Origin of the sequence: Micromonospora sp. DT228, assembly GCF_049841595.1 — a bacterium.
GTDB lineage: Bacteria > Actinomycetota > Actinomycetes > Mycobacteriales > Micromonosporaceae > Micromonospora.
This window is the reverse complement of the sequence record NZ_JBNCKO010000003.1, coordinates 140,936-155,499: the sequence shown is the minus strand read 5'-3', so window position 1 is coordinate 155,499 and position 14,564 is coordinate 140,936. Positions and strand designations below refer to the sequence as shown.

12 protein-coding genes and 1 pseudogene are annotated in these 14,564 nt (G+C 71.5%); 3 read left to right on the top strand and 10 right to left on the bottom strand.

What is annotated here, in order from left to right:
* Nucleotides 1–30: 30 nt before the first annotated feature.
* From ACLQ29_RS07405 to ACLQ29_RS07385, 5 genes are all read right to left on the bottom strand, one after another.
* On the bottom strand, nucleotides 31–1,221 hold the full coding sequence (locus tag ACLQ29_RS07405) for a hypothetical protein (RefSeq protein WP_425770903.1): 1,191 nt from the start codon (nucleotides 1,219–1,221) through the stop codon (nucleotides 31–33).
* Nucleotides 1,218–1,808, bottom strand: a complete 591-nt coding sequence (locus tag ACLQ29_RS07400; protein WP_425770902.1) for a SigE family RNA polymerase sigma factor — start codon at nucleotides 1,806–1,808, stop codon at nucleotides 1,218–1,220. The genes ACLQ29_RS07405 and ACLQ29_RS07400 overlap by 4 nt, the downstream gene beginning before the upstream one ends.
* Nucleotides 1,809–2,252: 444 nt before the next feature.
* Nucleotides 2,253–3,503 (bottom strand): phosphoribosylamine--glycine ligase, encoded by a 1,251-nt coding sequence (gene purD / locus ACLQ29_RS07395; protein ID WP_425770901.1) that lies wholly within the window; start codon nucleotides 3,501–3,503, stop codon nucleotides 2,253–2,255.
* 84 nt (nucleotides 3,504–3,587) lie between these two features.
* Nucleotides 3,588–4,523 (bottom strand): hypothetical protein, encoded by a 936-nt coding sequence (locus ACLQ29_RS07390; RefSeq protein WP_425770900.1) that lies wholly within the window; start codon nucleotides 4,521–4,523, stop codon nucleotides 3,588–3,590.
* A 148-nt stretch (nucleotides 4,524–4,671) separates the two neighbouring features.
* The gene (locus ACLQ29_RS07385) at nucleotides 4,672–5,958 is read right to left on the bottom strand and encodes an adenylosuccinate synthase (protein ID WP_393365326.1); all 1,287 of its coding nucleotides are present in this window, start codon (nucleotides 5,956–5,958) and stop codon (nucleotides 4,672–4,674) included.
* A gap of 124 nt (nucleotides 5,959–6,082) precedes the next feature.
* Here ACLQ29_RS07385 and ACLQ29_RS07380 point away from each other — a divergent pair, with 124 nt between their 5' ends.
* A complete protein-coding gene (locus ACLQ29_RS07380) occupies nucleotides 6,083–7,186 on the top strand; it encodes a hypothetical protein (protein ID WP_425770899.1) in 1,104 nt (367 codons plus the stop codon).
* A 520-nt stretch (nucleotides 7,187–7,706) separates the two neighbouring features.
* Here the strand turns inward: ACLQ29_RS07380 and ACLQ29_RS07375 are convergent.
* A complete protein-coding gene (locus tag ACLQ29_RS07375; protein ID WP_425770898.1) occupies nucleotides 7,707–8,216 on the bottom strand; it encodes a hypothetical protein in 510 nt (169 codons plus the stop codon).
* Nucleotides 8,217–8,736: 520 nt separating this feature from the next.
* Between ACLQ29_RS07375 and ACLQ29_RS07370 the strand changes: the two are divergent.
* A pseudogene (locus ACLQ29_RS07370) lies at nucleotides 8,737–9,825 on the top strand (MinD/ParA family ATP-binding protein); the annotation flags it as partial.
* 45 nt (nucleotides 9,826–9,870) lie between these two features.
* On the opposite strand, the gene ACLQ29_RS07365 reads toward ACLQ29_RS07370, so the two are convergent.
* Nucleotides 9,871–10,299, bottom strand: coding sequence for a DUF3151 domain-containing protein (locus tag ACLQ29_RS07365; protein ID WP_425770897.1), 429 nt, complete (start codon nucleotides 10,297–10,299; stop codon nucleotides 9,871–9,873).
* 249 nt (nucleotides 10,300–10,548) lie between these two features.
* On the opposite strand from ACLQ29_RS07365, the gene ACLQ29_RS07360 reads away from it, so the two are divergent.
* Nucleotides 10,549–11,742: an LOG family protein gene (locus tag ACLQ29_RS07360; RefSeq protein ID WP_425770896.1), complete on the top strand. Its 1,194-nt coding sequence runs from the start codon at nucleotides 10,549–10,551 to the stop codon at nucleotides 11,740–11,742.
* A gap of 49 nt (nucleotides 11,743–11,791) precedes the next feature.
* Here ACLQ29_RS07360 and fbaA read toward each other — a convergent pair whose 3' ends face one another.
* From fbaA to ACLQ29_RS07345, 3 genes are all read right to left on the bottom strand, one after another.
* Nucleotides 11,792–12,817: a class II fructose-bisphosphate aldolase gene (fbaA, locus tag ACLQ29_RS07355; protein ID WP_357555146.1), complete on the bottom strand. Its 1,026-nt coding sequence runs from the start codon at nucleotides 12,815–12,817 to the stop codon at nucleotides 11,792–11,794.
* A gap of 136 nt (nucleotides 12,818–12,953) precedes the next feature.
* Nucleotides 12,954–13,337, bottom strand: a complete 384-nt coding sequence (locus tag ACLQ29_RS07350; protein ID WP_425770895.1) for a phage holin family protein — start codon at nucleotides 13,335–13,337, stop codon at nucleotides 12,954–12,956.
* 161 nt (nucleotides 13,338–13,498) lie between these two features.
* Entirely contained in the window at nucleotides 13,499–14,563 is a 1,065-nt protein-coding gene (locus ACLQ29_RS07345; RefSeq protein WP_425770894.1) for an LCP family protein, read from the bottom strand.
* Nucleotide 14,564 lies beyond the last annotated feature (1 nt).

Here is a 14,564-nt window from a genome sequence, read left to right as displayed (position 1 = left end):
CGGCGAGTTCCGGGGCGGTGACCACGCCCGTCAGTCGACCATCAGCGAGGGCCGCCAGTCGGGCTTGGCCCCGGCGAGGTCGAGGTGCGAGAACAGGCCCTTCGTGCCCTGCTCGTCGAGCGCGCCGCGGCGTGCGTCCATCCGGACCACCATCCCCCGCACGTCGAGCACCTCCAGCCGCTCCGACCAGTCCGGATCACCGGCAGCGTAGAAGGACGCCTGACGACCATGGATTGTGGTGTTCGGCGGCTCGTACAACACCTTCCCGTCCAACTCGGCGCGAATCTTGTCGGTCATCTTCAGGTACGGGGAGAAGCTGACGTCCAGCGTCCTCGCCCCCGCCTTACTGTGAGCCGCGGTGGAGGTTTCGGCGCTGTACGTGACGCCGGCGTACCACCGCCAGCCGTCCGGGGTCAGTGGCCCGTCCACGCTGGCATAGATCGGCCGAAGGCGCTGCGGCAACCCCGTGACCTGGGCCGGCATCCGCAGCCGCTCGGTCGTACTGAACCTGAGCGTCTGGGCCACGTGCAGAGCGGTCTCGCGGAGATCCTGCCCCGCCGCCCAGGGTGTGACATCGACAGTGGCCCAGCCGTCCGGGGCGTACTGCCAGCGGAGGGAGAGCCGGTCAGTGTCGCCGTCGACGTCGTAGACGGTGAAGGTCGCCGCCTCGCCCCGCACATCGGGTGCGGGCGCCGTGCTCACCACTGGCGCCCGTTGGTCGATGCCCATGACCTGCGGCGCCTTCGGCGTCACCCCCTTCGGGTAGAGGTGGACCGAAACCCCCGCCGAGCTCTGCTTGTCGCCGTCATCTCCGCTCAGAATGACACGCGTGTCACCCTGCGACAGACCCGCCGAGTAACTCAGCCCGGCCAGGCCCGACGGCAACCAACCGAACCGAACGTACTGAATGGTCGGATCGATCGTCTCCAACGCGGCCGGGATCCGGGACGTGTCGAGCGGCTCGGCGGACGGCTCCAGCGGGGCCGGGGTGTCGAGCGGGCCCAGTGACGGTGACCCGTCCGTCGGCGCGACCAGGCCCGGCACCGTGACAGCGCCGACAACCACCGCGACCACCGCCAGTGCGGCGCCCGCACTGCGTGCGTACCAGCGCTGCCGCCGCCCGGCGGTCATCGCCCGCTCGACGTCCACCACGGCGGACGGCGGCTCGGCCGCCTCGAACTCGGCGCGCATCAACCGCGCCAGATCCATCTCATCGATCATTGCCAACTCCCGTGGGCCAACACGTTGGACGGCATGCCACTCGCCGGGCCGGTCCGCATGGCGGTCGGCACGTCACTTCGGGCGGGGCCGAGCAGTCCTCGCAGCGTCGCCAGCCCCTTGGCGGTCTGGCTCTTGACGGTGCCCGGCGCGCAGCCCAGCGCCTGAGCCGTCTCCTCCACCGTCAGGTCCTGAAAGAACCGCAGCACCAGGACCGCCCGCTGCCGCGGCGCGACCTGGCGCAACGCCGCCACCAGATCGAGCCGCTCGGTGGCATCCGGGGCGGTCGGTGCGGGCCGCTCCGGCAGCAGGTCGGTGAGCAACACCCGAGCCCAGCCACGTCGCCGCTCGTCGATCAACCGCCGCATCAACATCGTCCGGACCAGCGCATTCAGGTTGTCGGCGCGCCGCGCCCGGGGCCAGTTGCGGTACAGCTCGGTGAGCACCCGCTGCACGATGTCGTCGCCCTGATGCCAGTCACCGCACATCAGGTACGCGGTCCGGCGCCACTGCGGCAGACCGACCCGAACACACTCGGTGTAGTCGGCGTCGGCCGAAGACCGCTCGACCGGTATCCGGCTCAGTGGCATCCTCGGACCTGTCCTCCCACCGGCAACCGACAGCACGGTGATCGTTCGCAAACCCGCATCTCCACTCCTCCCGTCGCTGTGCCTCCGACACCGCTAAGTCGTGGCCGGAGCAACGCCGGGTTGCCCCTCGCGGGCGACAACCTCACCAGACTGGCTCATCTACCCCTTCGGTCGACACGCTCGACCAGGTCGATGATCGATCAATACGGCACGTGGATTGTCGGCGGGCCGTGGTGGTGGCAGATCGTGCACGGGACGCCCAGCTTCAGGGTGTCGTTCAACGGCACCGGAGCATGGCGGACACGATGGCCGCGCGGCACGCCGATCCGCTCCGCCGGCGCGGAGGCATCGAGCTACGGCCCGGAACCGGGGTAGAACTCTCGATCAGCCCGACCCGCACCGCGGGCGTTCGCGGTCGAGGCACCCACCCACCGACGCGGGGAGTCAGCTCGGGATCGTGATCCGGCCGTCGATCGCGGCGGCGGCGATGTCGGTGCGGTGTTGCGAGCCGGCCAACTCCACCCCGTCCACAAGCGCGTACGCGGCGTCCCGCGCGGCGGCCAGATCGGACCCGGTGGCCGTACCGCAGAGGACCCGACCCCCGGCGGAGAGCAACGCGCCGTCGCTGGCCCGGCGGGCGGTGCCCGCGTGGATGATGCCCGGTCGGTCCGCGCCGGTGATCACGTCGCCGGTGCGCGGCGCGGCCGGGTAGCCCGGCGCGGCCAGCACCACGGTGACCGCGCTGCCGTCCCGCCACCGCAGCGGCGGATGCTCGGCCAGCGTCCCGGTGGCCGCCGCGTGCAGCAGCCCGCCCAGCGGGGTCTCCAGGAGCGCGAGCACCGCCTGCGTCTCCGGGTCACCGAAGCGCGCGTTGAACTCGATCACCCGAGGGCCGGCGGCGGTGATCGCGAGCCCGACGTAGAGCAGGCCGGCGAACGGGGTGCCCCGGCGGCGCATCTCCGCGAGCGTCGGGTGGACCACGTCGCGCATGACGTCGTCGACCAGGCCGGCGGGAGTCCAGGCCAGCGGCGCGTACGCGCCCATGCCACCGGTGTTCGGCCCGGTGTCGCCGTCGCCGAGCCGCTTGAAGTCCTGTGCCGGCAGCAGCGGCAGGGCCGCCTCGCCGTCGGTGACCACGAAGAGGCTGACCTCCGGGCCGTCGAGGAACTCCTCGATGACGACCCGTCCACACTCGGCGGCGTGCGCGAGGGCGGCCGACCTGTCGTCGGTCACCACCACACCCTTGCCGGCGGCGAGACCGTCGTCCTTCACCACGTACGGGGCACCGAACTCGTCGAGCGCCCGAGCGGTGCTCTCCTCGTCCGTGCAGACGTACGCCCGGGCGGTCGGCACGCCGGCGGCGGTCATCACGTCCTTGGCGAACGCCTTGGAACCCTCCAACTGAGCGGCCGCACCGGAGGGGCCGAACACGGCGATCCCCTTGGCACGTAGCGCGTCGGCGACCCCGGCGACCAAGGGCGCCTCCGGGCCGATCACCACCAGGTCGGCGGAGGTCTCCACGGCCAGCGCCGTGACCGCGGCCGGATCTGTCGGAGTCACGGTCCGCAGCTCAGCCACCGAACCGATCCCCGGGTTGCCCGGCGCGGCAGTCAGCGCCGAAACAGCCGGATCACGCACCAGCCCGAGCGCGAGCGCATGCTCCCGCCCGCCACCACCCACCAAAAGAACCCGCACGATCCCGCATCCTACTGCCCACCGCTCCAGCCCAGTTGATCATGAGGTTGGCGGGCGTTCTAGTGATCCACTAGCCCGTCAACCTCATGATCGACGGGAATGAGCGACTGCGATCGCCTGGCGGACCGTGTGTGGGATGTAGTCGGGGTGGAGGGTGTCCTGCCAGGTGAAGCGGAGGATGGTCCAGCCGGCATTGACCAGGCGGTTCTGGCGGCGGCGGTCGGCGAAGACGGCCTCGGGTGAGCCGTGTGCGTCCCGGCCGTCCGCTTCGGCGATCACCCTTGGAACGTTCCAGCCCAGGTCGCCGATGCCGAGCAGATACCCGTCGTCGTCGCGCACTTCCAGTTGGAGGGTGTCCGGGGGGACCCGCCCGTCGACACATCGCAGCCGAGAGCGGGTTTCCAATGGAGACTGTGCCCGACCATCAGCCTCGGCAAGGTAGCCACGTGCTGCGACCGCGCCTCGCCGACCTCGGATCAACGCTGGGATAGTTGCCAGGCATTCGGTTGTGAGTAGCCCCCGATTGAGCGCGGAGTCGAGCACCGAGACCGCCGCGTAGCGACGTTCCCGCAAGATGATCTCGGCAACGGTCAGCCGTGGCTCCGTAGCCGCGACCCCGTTCACCTGCGTCACCGCACGTGGAGCGCGTTCGAGCTGATGCAGCACGATCGCGGGATCCGACACCCGCGCCAGCTTGGCCACCCGACCCGGCAACCCCACGTGAATCTCGTCCCGACGCGGCAGGCCGGCGATGCCGTGCAACTCAGCCGCGGTGCCGAACACGGCGTGAGCGTGCGGGCCCAGCGAGAGCAATGCGGCACGAATACGACACCGGCGAGCAGGTGGTGCACCGGACCGACGACGCGTCAGATAGACCGCTCGAGCGAGCGGCCACCACCGACCCACGGCCACCAGATGATCTATGTCGTGTCGACTGAATCCGGCTTTCTGTGCCTGCGCTCGAGTGATCAAGCCATCCTGAGCGGCCGCCTTCGAGCGAACAAGGTCTGCGCGATCCACAGGAACCACGCTGGCCGCCCATCCGACCAGCCACCACCCCTGTGGACAACCCTGTGGAAAACAGCACCCACCCGCTGCGCGTGATCATGAGGTTGACGGGATCTTTGTAGATCGAACAACCCGTCAACCTCATGATCAACGGGGCCGACTAGAGGAGGGGGTGGAGGACTACGTTTTCTTCTCGGCCTGGGCCTACGCCTACGACGCTCACCTTGGTGTTGCAGAGTTCTTCTACCCGGGCGATGTAGCGGCGGGCGTTCTCCGGCAGGTCTTCGGCGGTCCTCGCCTTGGTGATGTCCTCCCACCACCCGTCGAGTTCCTCGTAGACGGGCGTGGCGTGGTGGAAGTCGGTCTGGCTCATCGGCATGTCGTCGACCCGGACGCCGTTGATCTCGTAGCCGACGCAGAGCGGCACCTTGGGCAGGCCGGTGAGCACGTCCAGCTTGGTGATGACCAGGTCGGTGACGCCGTTGAGGCGGCAGGCGTACCGGGCGACGACCGCGTCGAACCACCCGCACCGACGCTCCCGACCGGTGGTCGTGCCGTACTCCGCGCCGATCTTGCGCAGGTGATCGCCGTTGGCGTCGAACAGCTCGGTCGGGAACGGCCCCGCGCCGACCCGGGTGGTGTACGCCTTGCTCACCGCGATCACCTTGTTGATCGCGGTCGGCGGGATGCCGGCGCCGACGCAGGCACCACCGGCGGTCGGGTTGGACGAGGTCACGAAGGGGTACGTGCCGTGGTCCATGTCGAGCATGGTGGCCTGCGCGCCCTCCAGCAGCACCGTGTCGCCCCGGTCCAGGGCGTCCCAGAGCATCGCCCGGGTCTCCGCGATGTACGGCTTGAGCCGCTCGGCGTACGCCAGGTACTCCTCGACTGTCGCCTCGAGATCGATCGCCTTGCGGTTGTAGACCTTGAACAGGATCTGGTTCTTCTCGCGCAGCGCGAGTTCCAGCTTCTTGCGCAGGATGCCGGGGTCGAGCAGGTCCTGTAGCCGGATGCCGATCCGGGCGACCTTGTCGCCGTACGCCGGGCCGATGCCCCGGCCGGTCGTGCCGATCCGCGACGAGCCGAGATAACGCTCGATCACCCGGTCCAGTGCCCGGTGGTGCGGCATGATCAGGTGCGCGTCACCGGAGATCCGAAGCCGGGACACGTCGACGCCGCGCTCGGCCAGGCCGTCGATCTCGGCGAGCAGCACCTTCGGATCGACCACCACACCGTTGCCGATGACGATCATCGCGTTCGGCGAGAGCGCGCCGGACGGCATCAGGTGCAGCGCGTACTTCTGGCCGTCAGGGGTGATCACCGTGTGGCCGGCGTTGTTGCCACCGGAGTAGCGCACGACGTAGTCGACCCGCTCACCCAGCAGGTCGGTAACCTTGCCCTTGCCCTCGTCGCCCCACTGAGCGCCGATGAGCACGATCGCTGGCATCTTTTCCGCCTCCAGAAGGCTCGGGTGCCAGGTGGCGACCGGTTGGCGAGCCCGGGGTGTCAGGTTAACAAGTAATGACGGCGTGGCCGGCAGGGGTCGCGTCGAGAGGCAGGAGGCTCCTTCCGTGTACGACGTGGTGCTGCTCACCCTCGGTTCGGAGCGGGACGCTCCCGGGGGCTGTGGCAGCGGCGGGGCCTGCTGCGGCGGCGCGACCGAGTCCGCAACCGACCCGACGAAGCAGACCGACAGTGGCCCGGCTTCCCCGGCCCAGACCGGCGGCGACACCCGGGCCGGCGGCGACACCCGGGCCGGCGGCGACACCCGGGCCGGCGGCGACACCGAGCGGTGCGCCACCGAGCGGCCCCGGGTGCCGGTGCTGGCCTGCTCGGACGCGCTGATCGCCAGGGGCGCCCGGGTGGAGATGGTCACCGCCCGTTCCGACGCGGAGATCGACGCGGTGTTGGCCCGGCTCGACGGTCCGGCCCGCCCGGACGGCCTCACCTGGCCCGACCTGGACGGCAAGACCCGGCTGGTCGTCGCCACGGCGAGCGACGGGCAGTTGCGCGCCGTGCTGCGCCGGCTGGTCCGGCGGTACGCTCCCGCGCCGAGCAAGCGACCGGCGGATCTGCCCGGCAACCGGACCCTGCCCGACCTGCCGCCGGTGGCCGTACTCCCGCTCGATCCGGCCCGTGGCGGCGCCCACCGGGACCTGGCCGCGCAGCTCGGGCTGCCGCGTGACCCGGCGGCGGTGGCCGCCGCGGTGGTGGACGGCACGGCACGGCGACTCGACCTGCTGCGCAACGACGGTGGCTCGGTGACCCTGGACGGCGCGCTGCTCGGCGCCGCCGACGACGCCGGCCGGCCGCTGCACTGGCGGGCCCGGGTGGAGGTGGACGACACCGTCCTCAGCAACGGTGACGAACCGCTGCTGGCCTGCGTGGTCGGCAACGCCGGCGGGTATGCGACGCTCGACGACGTGCTCCTGCTGGCCGCGCCGGACCCGGCCGACGGCCGGATCGAGGTCGCGGTGGCCGTGCCAGTGGTCGTCCGTACGGCGCTGGGCCGCAAGCGCGTCCGTCTCGAGGTGCGGCGTGCCCGCGGGCGGGCCGTTTCGGTGCTACCCCGGGAGGGGAAGGTCCCCTACCTCGACGATGGTGTCGAGGCTGAACTGACCCGAAAGCGTTCCTGGTGGATCGAGCCGGGCGCCTGGGCGGTCTGGTCGATCTGATCCTGAACCGTGCCGGTCGATCTGATCCTGGACCGTGCCGGTCGATCTGATCCTGGACCGTGCCGGTCGATCTGATCCTGAACCGTGCCGAGCGGCAGCCCGACTGCGGCGACGGCCCCGTCCGGGTGGATGGGCCTATCCTCGCAGGAGGACTGGGAGGGGCCGTAATGGACGAGAACGCCGACCGAGCGCAGGTGCACGGCCAGCAGCCGGTGCCAGAGCGGGACATCGAACCACTCTGGCCACCCGATCCGGCCGACCACGGCACGGGTGACCCGGTGCCGCCGTGGGCGGCGGTCGCCCAACAGCGGGGTGCTCCGTCGTCGGTCGCGCCGGGGCCGGTGACGCCGCCGGTGGCCGCGCCGCCGATCGGCCGGTCACCGGTTCCCGGGCAACCCGGGGCCCCAGCCCAGTCGCCGCCCTCGCCGTCCGACTACCCGTCACTCTCCGGTGCCGTCCCGGCGCCCGGCGGCTGGGGCGTCGGCGGCTCGTCCGCCGCCGGGTCCGGCTGGGCACCAGCTCAGCCCAGTTGGCCGCCGACCGACCCGGCAGTACCGGCCACCGCGTCGACACCGCCGACCCCGAGCATGCCGCTGCCCCCCGGCACGCCGCTCACTCCCGGCACGCCGCTCACTCCCGGGGCACCCGGCACTACGGCCATGCCAGCAGCACCCGGCCCTACGGCCACGTCCGGGGCGCCCGGCACTACTGGCACACCTGGGGCGCCCGGCCCTACGGGCACACCGGGGGCGCCCGGCGCCTCCGCGACCAGCACCGGTGGCCCGGCCGGCAGTGGCACCGCCCAGGCGCGTGCTGTGACATCACACACCGGCACCGCGTCGCCGGTGCGCCAGCCGGAGACGACGAGCCCCGCCGCCGGGACGACGAGCGGCGCCGCCGGAGCGACCAGCAGCGCCGGAGCGGCCAGCAGCGCGGCCGGGGCGGCGCAGGCACCGGCTGGCGACTGGGGTCCGACCGCCGCCGCCTCGCCGATCCCTCCGGGGAGCGTGGACCTGGACCTGCCGTTCACCCTGGATCACCCCACCGCAGCCTCGACGCCCGCCGACCGCCCCACGGGGGCGGGCACGCCCACCGACCACCCCACAGGGGCGGGCACGCCCACCGACCACCCCACGGGCGCGAAGAACACGCCTTCCGACCGCCCGAACGGCGCAACCCCGACCTCCACAGACCCAGCAGCGGCAGTGCCCGTGCCCCAGGTCGACGGGACCGGACTGGACGGATCTGCCGGCGGGGTGGGACGGCCCACCGAGTCGCCCTGGGCCTACCCGCCGCAGCGTCCCGCGGCAGCGTCCGCGCCGGCCCACGACGAGGCCGCCGCGATGCCACCGCCTCCCGTGCCGCCCGGACCGCAGCCGCCGCACTCCGGCCCCGATCCGGCGTACCCGGGCCCGTCGGTCGCCCCGGCGATCCCCGGCCAGGCCGGCCCCGTGGAGATTCCACCGCCGCCGGACCTGACGTACTTCAGCAACCTGGCGCAGCAGGCTCCCCAGCAGGCCGGGCCGGTGACTCCACCGCCCGGGCCGTTTCCGCCGTCTCCGGGTTGGTACCCACCGCCGTGGCAGCAGGGCGCGCCAGGCGTCCAGGCTGGGCAGCCCTATCCGGAGGCCGATGGAGTGACCCGGGTGTCCGCCTCCGGGTACCCGGAGGCGACCGCGTACCCGGAGGCGAGTTGGACGCCGGAGGAGACAGCGGTACCGACCGCCGAGGACTTCACCCGGCGGCGGCAGGTCCGGCCCGCCGACCCGGTGGCGACGATGGGCGTCCGCGCGGTGGTCAACAAGATGGGGTTGCTCCGGCTGTCTCCCGGTCGGCACGAGCAGGAGCTCAGGCGCGACATCGAGATGGTGCGCCGCAACTTCGGCGGGCTGCGGCAGGTGACTGTGGTCAACCCGAAGGGCGGCGCCGGTAAGACGGTGGCCATCCTGCTGCTCGCCATGACGTTCGGTCAGAAGCGCGGCGGCTACGTGCTGGCGTGGGACAACAACGAGACCCAGGGCACCCTGGGGATGCGCGCCCAGCAGGACTTCCACTCCCGCACCGTGCGGGACATGCTGCGGGATCTCGGGCAGTTCCAGGGCGCCCACGGGCGCGTCGGTGACCTGTCGCAGTATGTCCGCTCGCAGGGCGAGGGAATGTTCGACGTGCTGGCCTCGGACGAGTCGGCCACCGGTGGTGAGATGCTTACCGCTGCCGCGTTCGCCGAGATCCGCGAGGTGGTCAGCCGGTTCTATAAGTTGATCTTCGTGGACACCGGCAACAACGTACGGGCGCAGAACTGGCAGGCCTCGATGGACGCCACCGACCAGTTGGTGGTCACCATGTCGGCCCGTAACGACTCCGCGGAGACGGCCGCTCGGATGCTCGACCACCTGGAGCAGAGCGGCCGGCAGCGGCTGGTCCGCCAGGCCGTGACCGTGGTGTCGATGCCGCCGTCGCGCAAGGAGATCGACCTGCCGGCCATCCAGGAGCACTTCGCGGCCCGTACCCGGGCGGTGCTGCTGGCCCCGTACGAGCGGCTCATCGACACCGGCGAGCCGATCCGGTACGGCGGGCTCTCCTCGGCCACCCGCGACGCCTGGCTGAAGATCGCCGCCGCGGTCGCCGAAGGGTTGTGAATGGCCGACGGCCGGCCCGATGTCGGGCCGGCCGTCGGATCGGGGTCAGTTGCTCGCGAGCGCGTCCGCCGCTTCGGGGTCGCAGTCACGCAGGAACTGGGCGCAGCGGGCCGCCTCGTCGGCCTCGCCGATCTCGCCCGCTGCCCGGGACAGCACGTAGAGGCAGCGGAGGAAGCCCCGGTTGGGCTCGTGTGACCACGGCACCGGGCCGTGCCCCTTCCACCCGCTGCGGCGCAGCTGGTCGAGGCCCCGGTGGTAGCCGGTGCGCGCGTAGGCGTACGCCGTCACCACCTGGTCCTGGGCGAACGACCGGGCCGCGAGCTCCGCCCAGGCCGCACTGTAGGTGGGGAAGCCGGCCGCGACGCTTGCGTACGCCTCCTCGGTGCCGGCCTCCTCGGCGGCAGCCAGGGCGGCGTCGGCCTCGTCGTTCGCGGGCAGGCGGGTGGCCGGTGGCTCTGGCAAAAGGTTCTGCATCGCCCCATTCAACCCGCTGGACAGGGCGACACGCGAGCGGGTCGGCCGACGCGTTCCGCTGAACGGCTGAGGAGTTCATCACGCCTGCGGCCTATGCCGCCGCCGAGTGTTTTCCACTACAACTAATGGTCCGGAGCCTCCCCAGGAACCGGTTACGCAGGAGCCCGGTGGCCACGGTCGCCGGGCTCCTGTCGGTTTCACCCCAGGCCCGAGGTTTGGCGGCCCACGGCGGACGGGCAGGATGGCCGGGTGCCGACCCCACCTCCCGCGGACGTCATCGAGCCGCACCTGCACGCCGACGAGATCCAGACCCGCGACGAGTTCGATCGGCAGTTGGCCACCGGCCGACTGACCGGGCTGACCGTGCAGGGCCTGCGCCTCGACCTGGCGCCGGTGCCCGACCTGGGGGGCATCGAGGTCGCCGGCACGCTCTTCGTGGGATGCCGGTTCGCCTCCCGGGACGTCGGGGCCGACCTGGTCCGGCGCGGCGCGAACGTGGTACCGCCGTTCTCGGGGCTGCCGTACCCGACCCAGCCGTCGCACCTCTACACCCCGGAGGAGCTGGCCGCCGGGTTCGCCGAGGGCGGGTTCGCCGGGATGTACGACACCCGGGTGTACGACCACTACCGGGTGCACGGCGGCGCGCTGCCGGACGTCAAGGAGGCGCTGGGTCAGCGACTGCACGACCACGGCGTGGACAACGCGCTGACCGACGCCACCCGGACCTGGCTGGCCCGACACGGGCCGCAGTCGGTGGTGGGCATCATGGGCGGGCACGCGGTGCGGCGGGGCAGCCCGCCGTACCGGATGGCTGCCGTGCTGGGTTGGGAGCTGGCGCGGGCCGACCGGCTGGTGGTGACCGGCGGCGGTCCGGGAGTGATGGAGGCGGCGAATCTCGGCGCCTACCTGGCGGACCGGCCGGCGGCCGAGTTGACCGAGGCGATCGACAGGTTGTCCGGGGCGCCCGACTTCACCGACCACCACCGGTACACGGCCACGGCGTTGGCGGTGCGGCAGCGCTACGCGGGCGTGCCCCGGCAACGTGGTGACGACCTCGGCTGGGCGCGGGCCGGTGGGCTGGCCATCCCGACCTGGCTGTACGGACACGAGCCGGCGAACCTGTTCGCCGGGCGGATCGCCAAGTACTTCTCGAACGCGATCCGGGAGGACACCATCCTGCGGCTCGCCCGGGGTGGCATCGTCTTCGCGCCGGGGCGGGCGGGCACGGTGCAGGAGGTGTTCCAGGCGGCCACCAAGACCTACTACGGCACCGACGGCGCCAGCGGCGCGTACATCTTCCTGGACCGCGGCTACTGGACCTCCGAGCTGCCGGTGGAGGCGTTGTTGCGCCCGCTGCTGGCCGCGTCGCCGTTCGGTGACCTGTCCTCGACGATCCACCTCACCGACGACGTACACGAGGCCGTCCGCCTGCTCACCGCCTGAACGACGACGGCCGGCTCCCCCGCGGGAAGCCGGCCGTTGTGGTGCGTCGTTACTTGGTCATCGTGGTGCCGGTGGAGCGCAGGTGCTCGCACGCCTCGACGACCCGGGCGGCCAGGCCGGCCTCGGCGGCCTTGCCCCAGGCGCGGGGGTCGTACTGCTTCTTGTTGCCGACCTCGCCGTCGATCTTCAGCACGCCGTCGTAGTTGCGGAGCATGTGGTCCGCGACGGGCCGGGTGAAGGCGTACTGGGTGTCGGTGTCGATGTTCATCTTCACCACGCCGTAGTCGAGAGCCTCCCGGATCTCGCTCAGCAGGGAGCCCGAGCCGCCGTGGAAGACCAGGCTGAGCGGCTTGTCCTTGCCGTACTTGGCGCCGACAGCCTCCTGGATCTGGTTGAGGATCTCCGGACGGAGCTTGACGTTGCCCGGCTTGTAGACGCCGTGCACGTTGCCGAAGGTCAGCGCCGCCATGTAGCGGCCCTTCTCGCCGAGGCCGAGCGCCTCGACCATGGCCAGGCCGTCATCGGTGGTGGTGTAGAGCTTGTCGTTGATGGCGTTCTCGACGCCGTCCTCCTCGCCACCGACGACGCCGACCTCGATCTCGAGGACGATCTTGGCCTTGGCGGCCTCGTCGAGCAGCTGGGCGGCGATCTGGAGGTTCTCCGCGACCGGCACGGCCGAACCGTCCCACATGTGCGACTGGTACAGCGGCTCGTCGCCGCGCTGCACCCGCTCCTGCGAGATGGCCATCAGCGGACGGACGAACTTGTCCAGCTTGTCCTTCGGGCAGTGGTCGGTGTGCAGGGCGATGTTCACCGAGTACTTCTTGGCGACCTCGTGCGCGTACGCGGCGAACGCCACGGCACCGGTGACCATGTCCTTGATCGAGGGGCCGGAAAGGTATTCGGCACCACCGGTGGAGACCTGGATGATGCCGTCGCTCTCCGCGTCGGCGAAGCCCTTGAGCGCCGCGTTCAGCGTCTGCGAGGAGGTCACGTTGATCGCGGGGTACGCGTACCGGCCAGCCTTGGCGCGGTCCAGCATCTCCGCGTAGGCCTCGGGGGAAGCGATGGGCATGTGATGCGCTCCTTACTTACCACTCTCGGCCGTGCTGGCCGCTGTTGTTCATTTGTGCGCCGGACCGCGCTGTCCTCCGCCCGGAAGTATCCCGTAGGTGAGGTGTGCCGGAACAACCGACCCGGGTGCTAGCCGTTCACCGACGGTCCAGGTTGTCCGGCACGATGACGCTGATCAGCCAGGTGGCCACTGTCATCACGATGGCGCCCCAGAACGCCGGCCAGAATCCGTCCACCTGGAACGGCAGGTCGAGCCCGCGGGCGATCCGGTCGGTGAGCAGGAACAGCAACGCGTTGACCACGAGCGCGAACAGGCCCAGGGTCAGCAGGTAGAACACGCAGCCGACCACCCGGATGATCGGTTTGAGCACCGCGTTGATCACGCCGAAGATCAGCGCCACCACGATCAGGGTGAGCACGGTGTTGCCACCCGAGCGGCCGTGCACGTCGACCCCGGGCACGATCAGCGTGGTTATCCACAGAGCGACCGCGGTGATCGCGAGTCGGATGAGAAAGCCCACCGCACCATCCTGGCACCGGGCCGCGGCGTCGAGGGCTGATTCCGCCTACTCCGCTTCCGGGCGCGGTGCCGGCCCAGCCCGTACGGTGGGTGGGAACCGTGCCCCGAGACCCCCGGGAGGGACGATGGGTCAGCCCGACGAGGACGACTACCGCTGAGCGTTCAGCGAGCGCCGTCCACGAGCTTCGGGTGGCGGGTCACCCAGTCGCCGAGCCGATCCTCGCGCAGTGCGGTCAGGAACTCCGGGGCGAGCGTCGGGTCCGCCTCCAGATAGTGGCTGGGCCCTTCCGCCTCGTGCACCGGCAGGCTGAGCCCCACCGGCTCCACCGAGCGCAGCGTCGGGACGAGCCGCAACAGGTCCAGCATGGTGGCCTCACCCGGTGACACGGCGAGACCCGGTCCGACGGCGCTCAGCAGCGTGGCGAGTCGTACCGGATTCGTGAGCACGCCCTGTTCGGAGGCCGACCGGATCAGCCCGGTCGCGAAGAGTCGGGCGTTGCGGTCGCGGTCCTGGCTGCCCTCGGGCAGCCCGTAGCGCTGGCGGAGCAGGTCGACAGCCCCGGCGCCGTCGAGACGCTGGCACGCGGCCGGGAAGACCCGTCGGGTGTGGGCCGAGCGCACCTGCTCGGGCAGGCAGACCGACACCCCGCCCACCTCGTTCGTCAGTGTGCGCAGACCTGGATACGTCACCACCAGGCCGGTCTCGATCCGGGCCCCGGTCAGCTGCGTGATCGTCGAGCGGGCCAACTCGTACCCCTTGGCCGTCTCCCGGCCGGTAGGGCCGGCGCCCAGCGCGAACGCGGTGTTCAACTTGTCGGTGCCGTGGCCGGGAACGGGCACCCTCAGGTCGCGGGGTAGGGAGACCAGGTACGGGCGGCTGCGGTCGGCCGGGATGTGCACCAGCAGGATCGAGTCGGCCAACTGCTGCCGTGGCGCGGTGCTGTCGATGCCGAGCAGCAGGACTGTCACAGCTCCCGTCGTCAGCGGCCGACCCGACGCTTCGGCCACCCCGGCGACCTGCGGCGACCCGGCTCGCTCCGGAGTGAACAGCGGCACCCCGACGCCCAGTACGCCGAGCACGGCCAGGGCCGTGCCCCCGGCCTGCCAGCGACGCCGACGCTGCCGGCGACGTGCCGCCAGCCGGTCGATCGCGGCACGCAACGGGCCGGTCGACGGGGTGAGCGTCTCGTGTCGGGTGAAGGCGGCGCGCAGGTCGTCCTCGATCATT

Bases quoted from the DNA above. Each gene is read 5' to 3' on its own strand.
- ACLQ29_RS07400 (WP_425770902.1), bottom strand. From the start codon at position 1,808: ATGCCACTGAGCCGGATACCGGTCGAGCGGTCTTCGGCCGACGCCGAC.
- ACLQ29_RS07345 (WP_425770894.1), bottom strand. From the start codon at position 14,563: ATGATCGAGGACGACCTGCGCGCCGCCTTCACCCGACACGAGACGCTC.
- fbaA (WP_357555146.1), bottom strand. From the start codon at position 12,817: ATGCCCATCGCTTCCCCCGAGGCCTACGCGGAGATGCTGGACCGCGCC.
- ACLQ29_RS07385 (WP_393365326.1), bottom strand. From the start codon at position 5,958: ATGCCAGCGATCGTGCTCATCGGCGCTCAGTGGGGCGACGAGGGCAAG.
- ACLQ29_RS07405 (WP_425770903.1), bottom strand. From the start codon at position 1,221: ATGATCGATGAGATGGATCTGGCGCGGTTGATGCGCGCCGAGTTCGAG.
- ACLQ29_RS07365 (WP_425770897.1), bottom strand. From the start codon at position 10,299: ATGCAGAACCTTTTGCCAGAGCCACCGGCCACCCGCCTGCCCGCGAAC.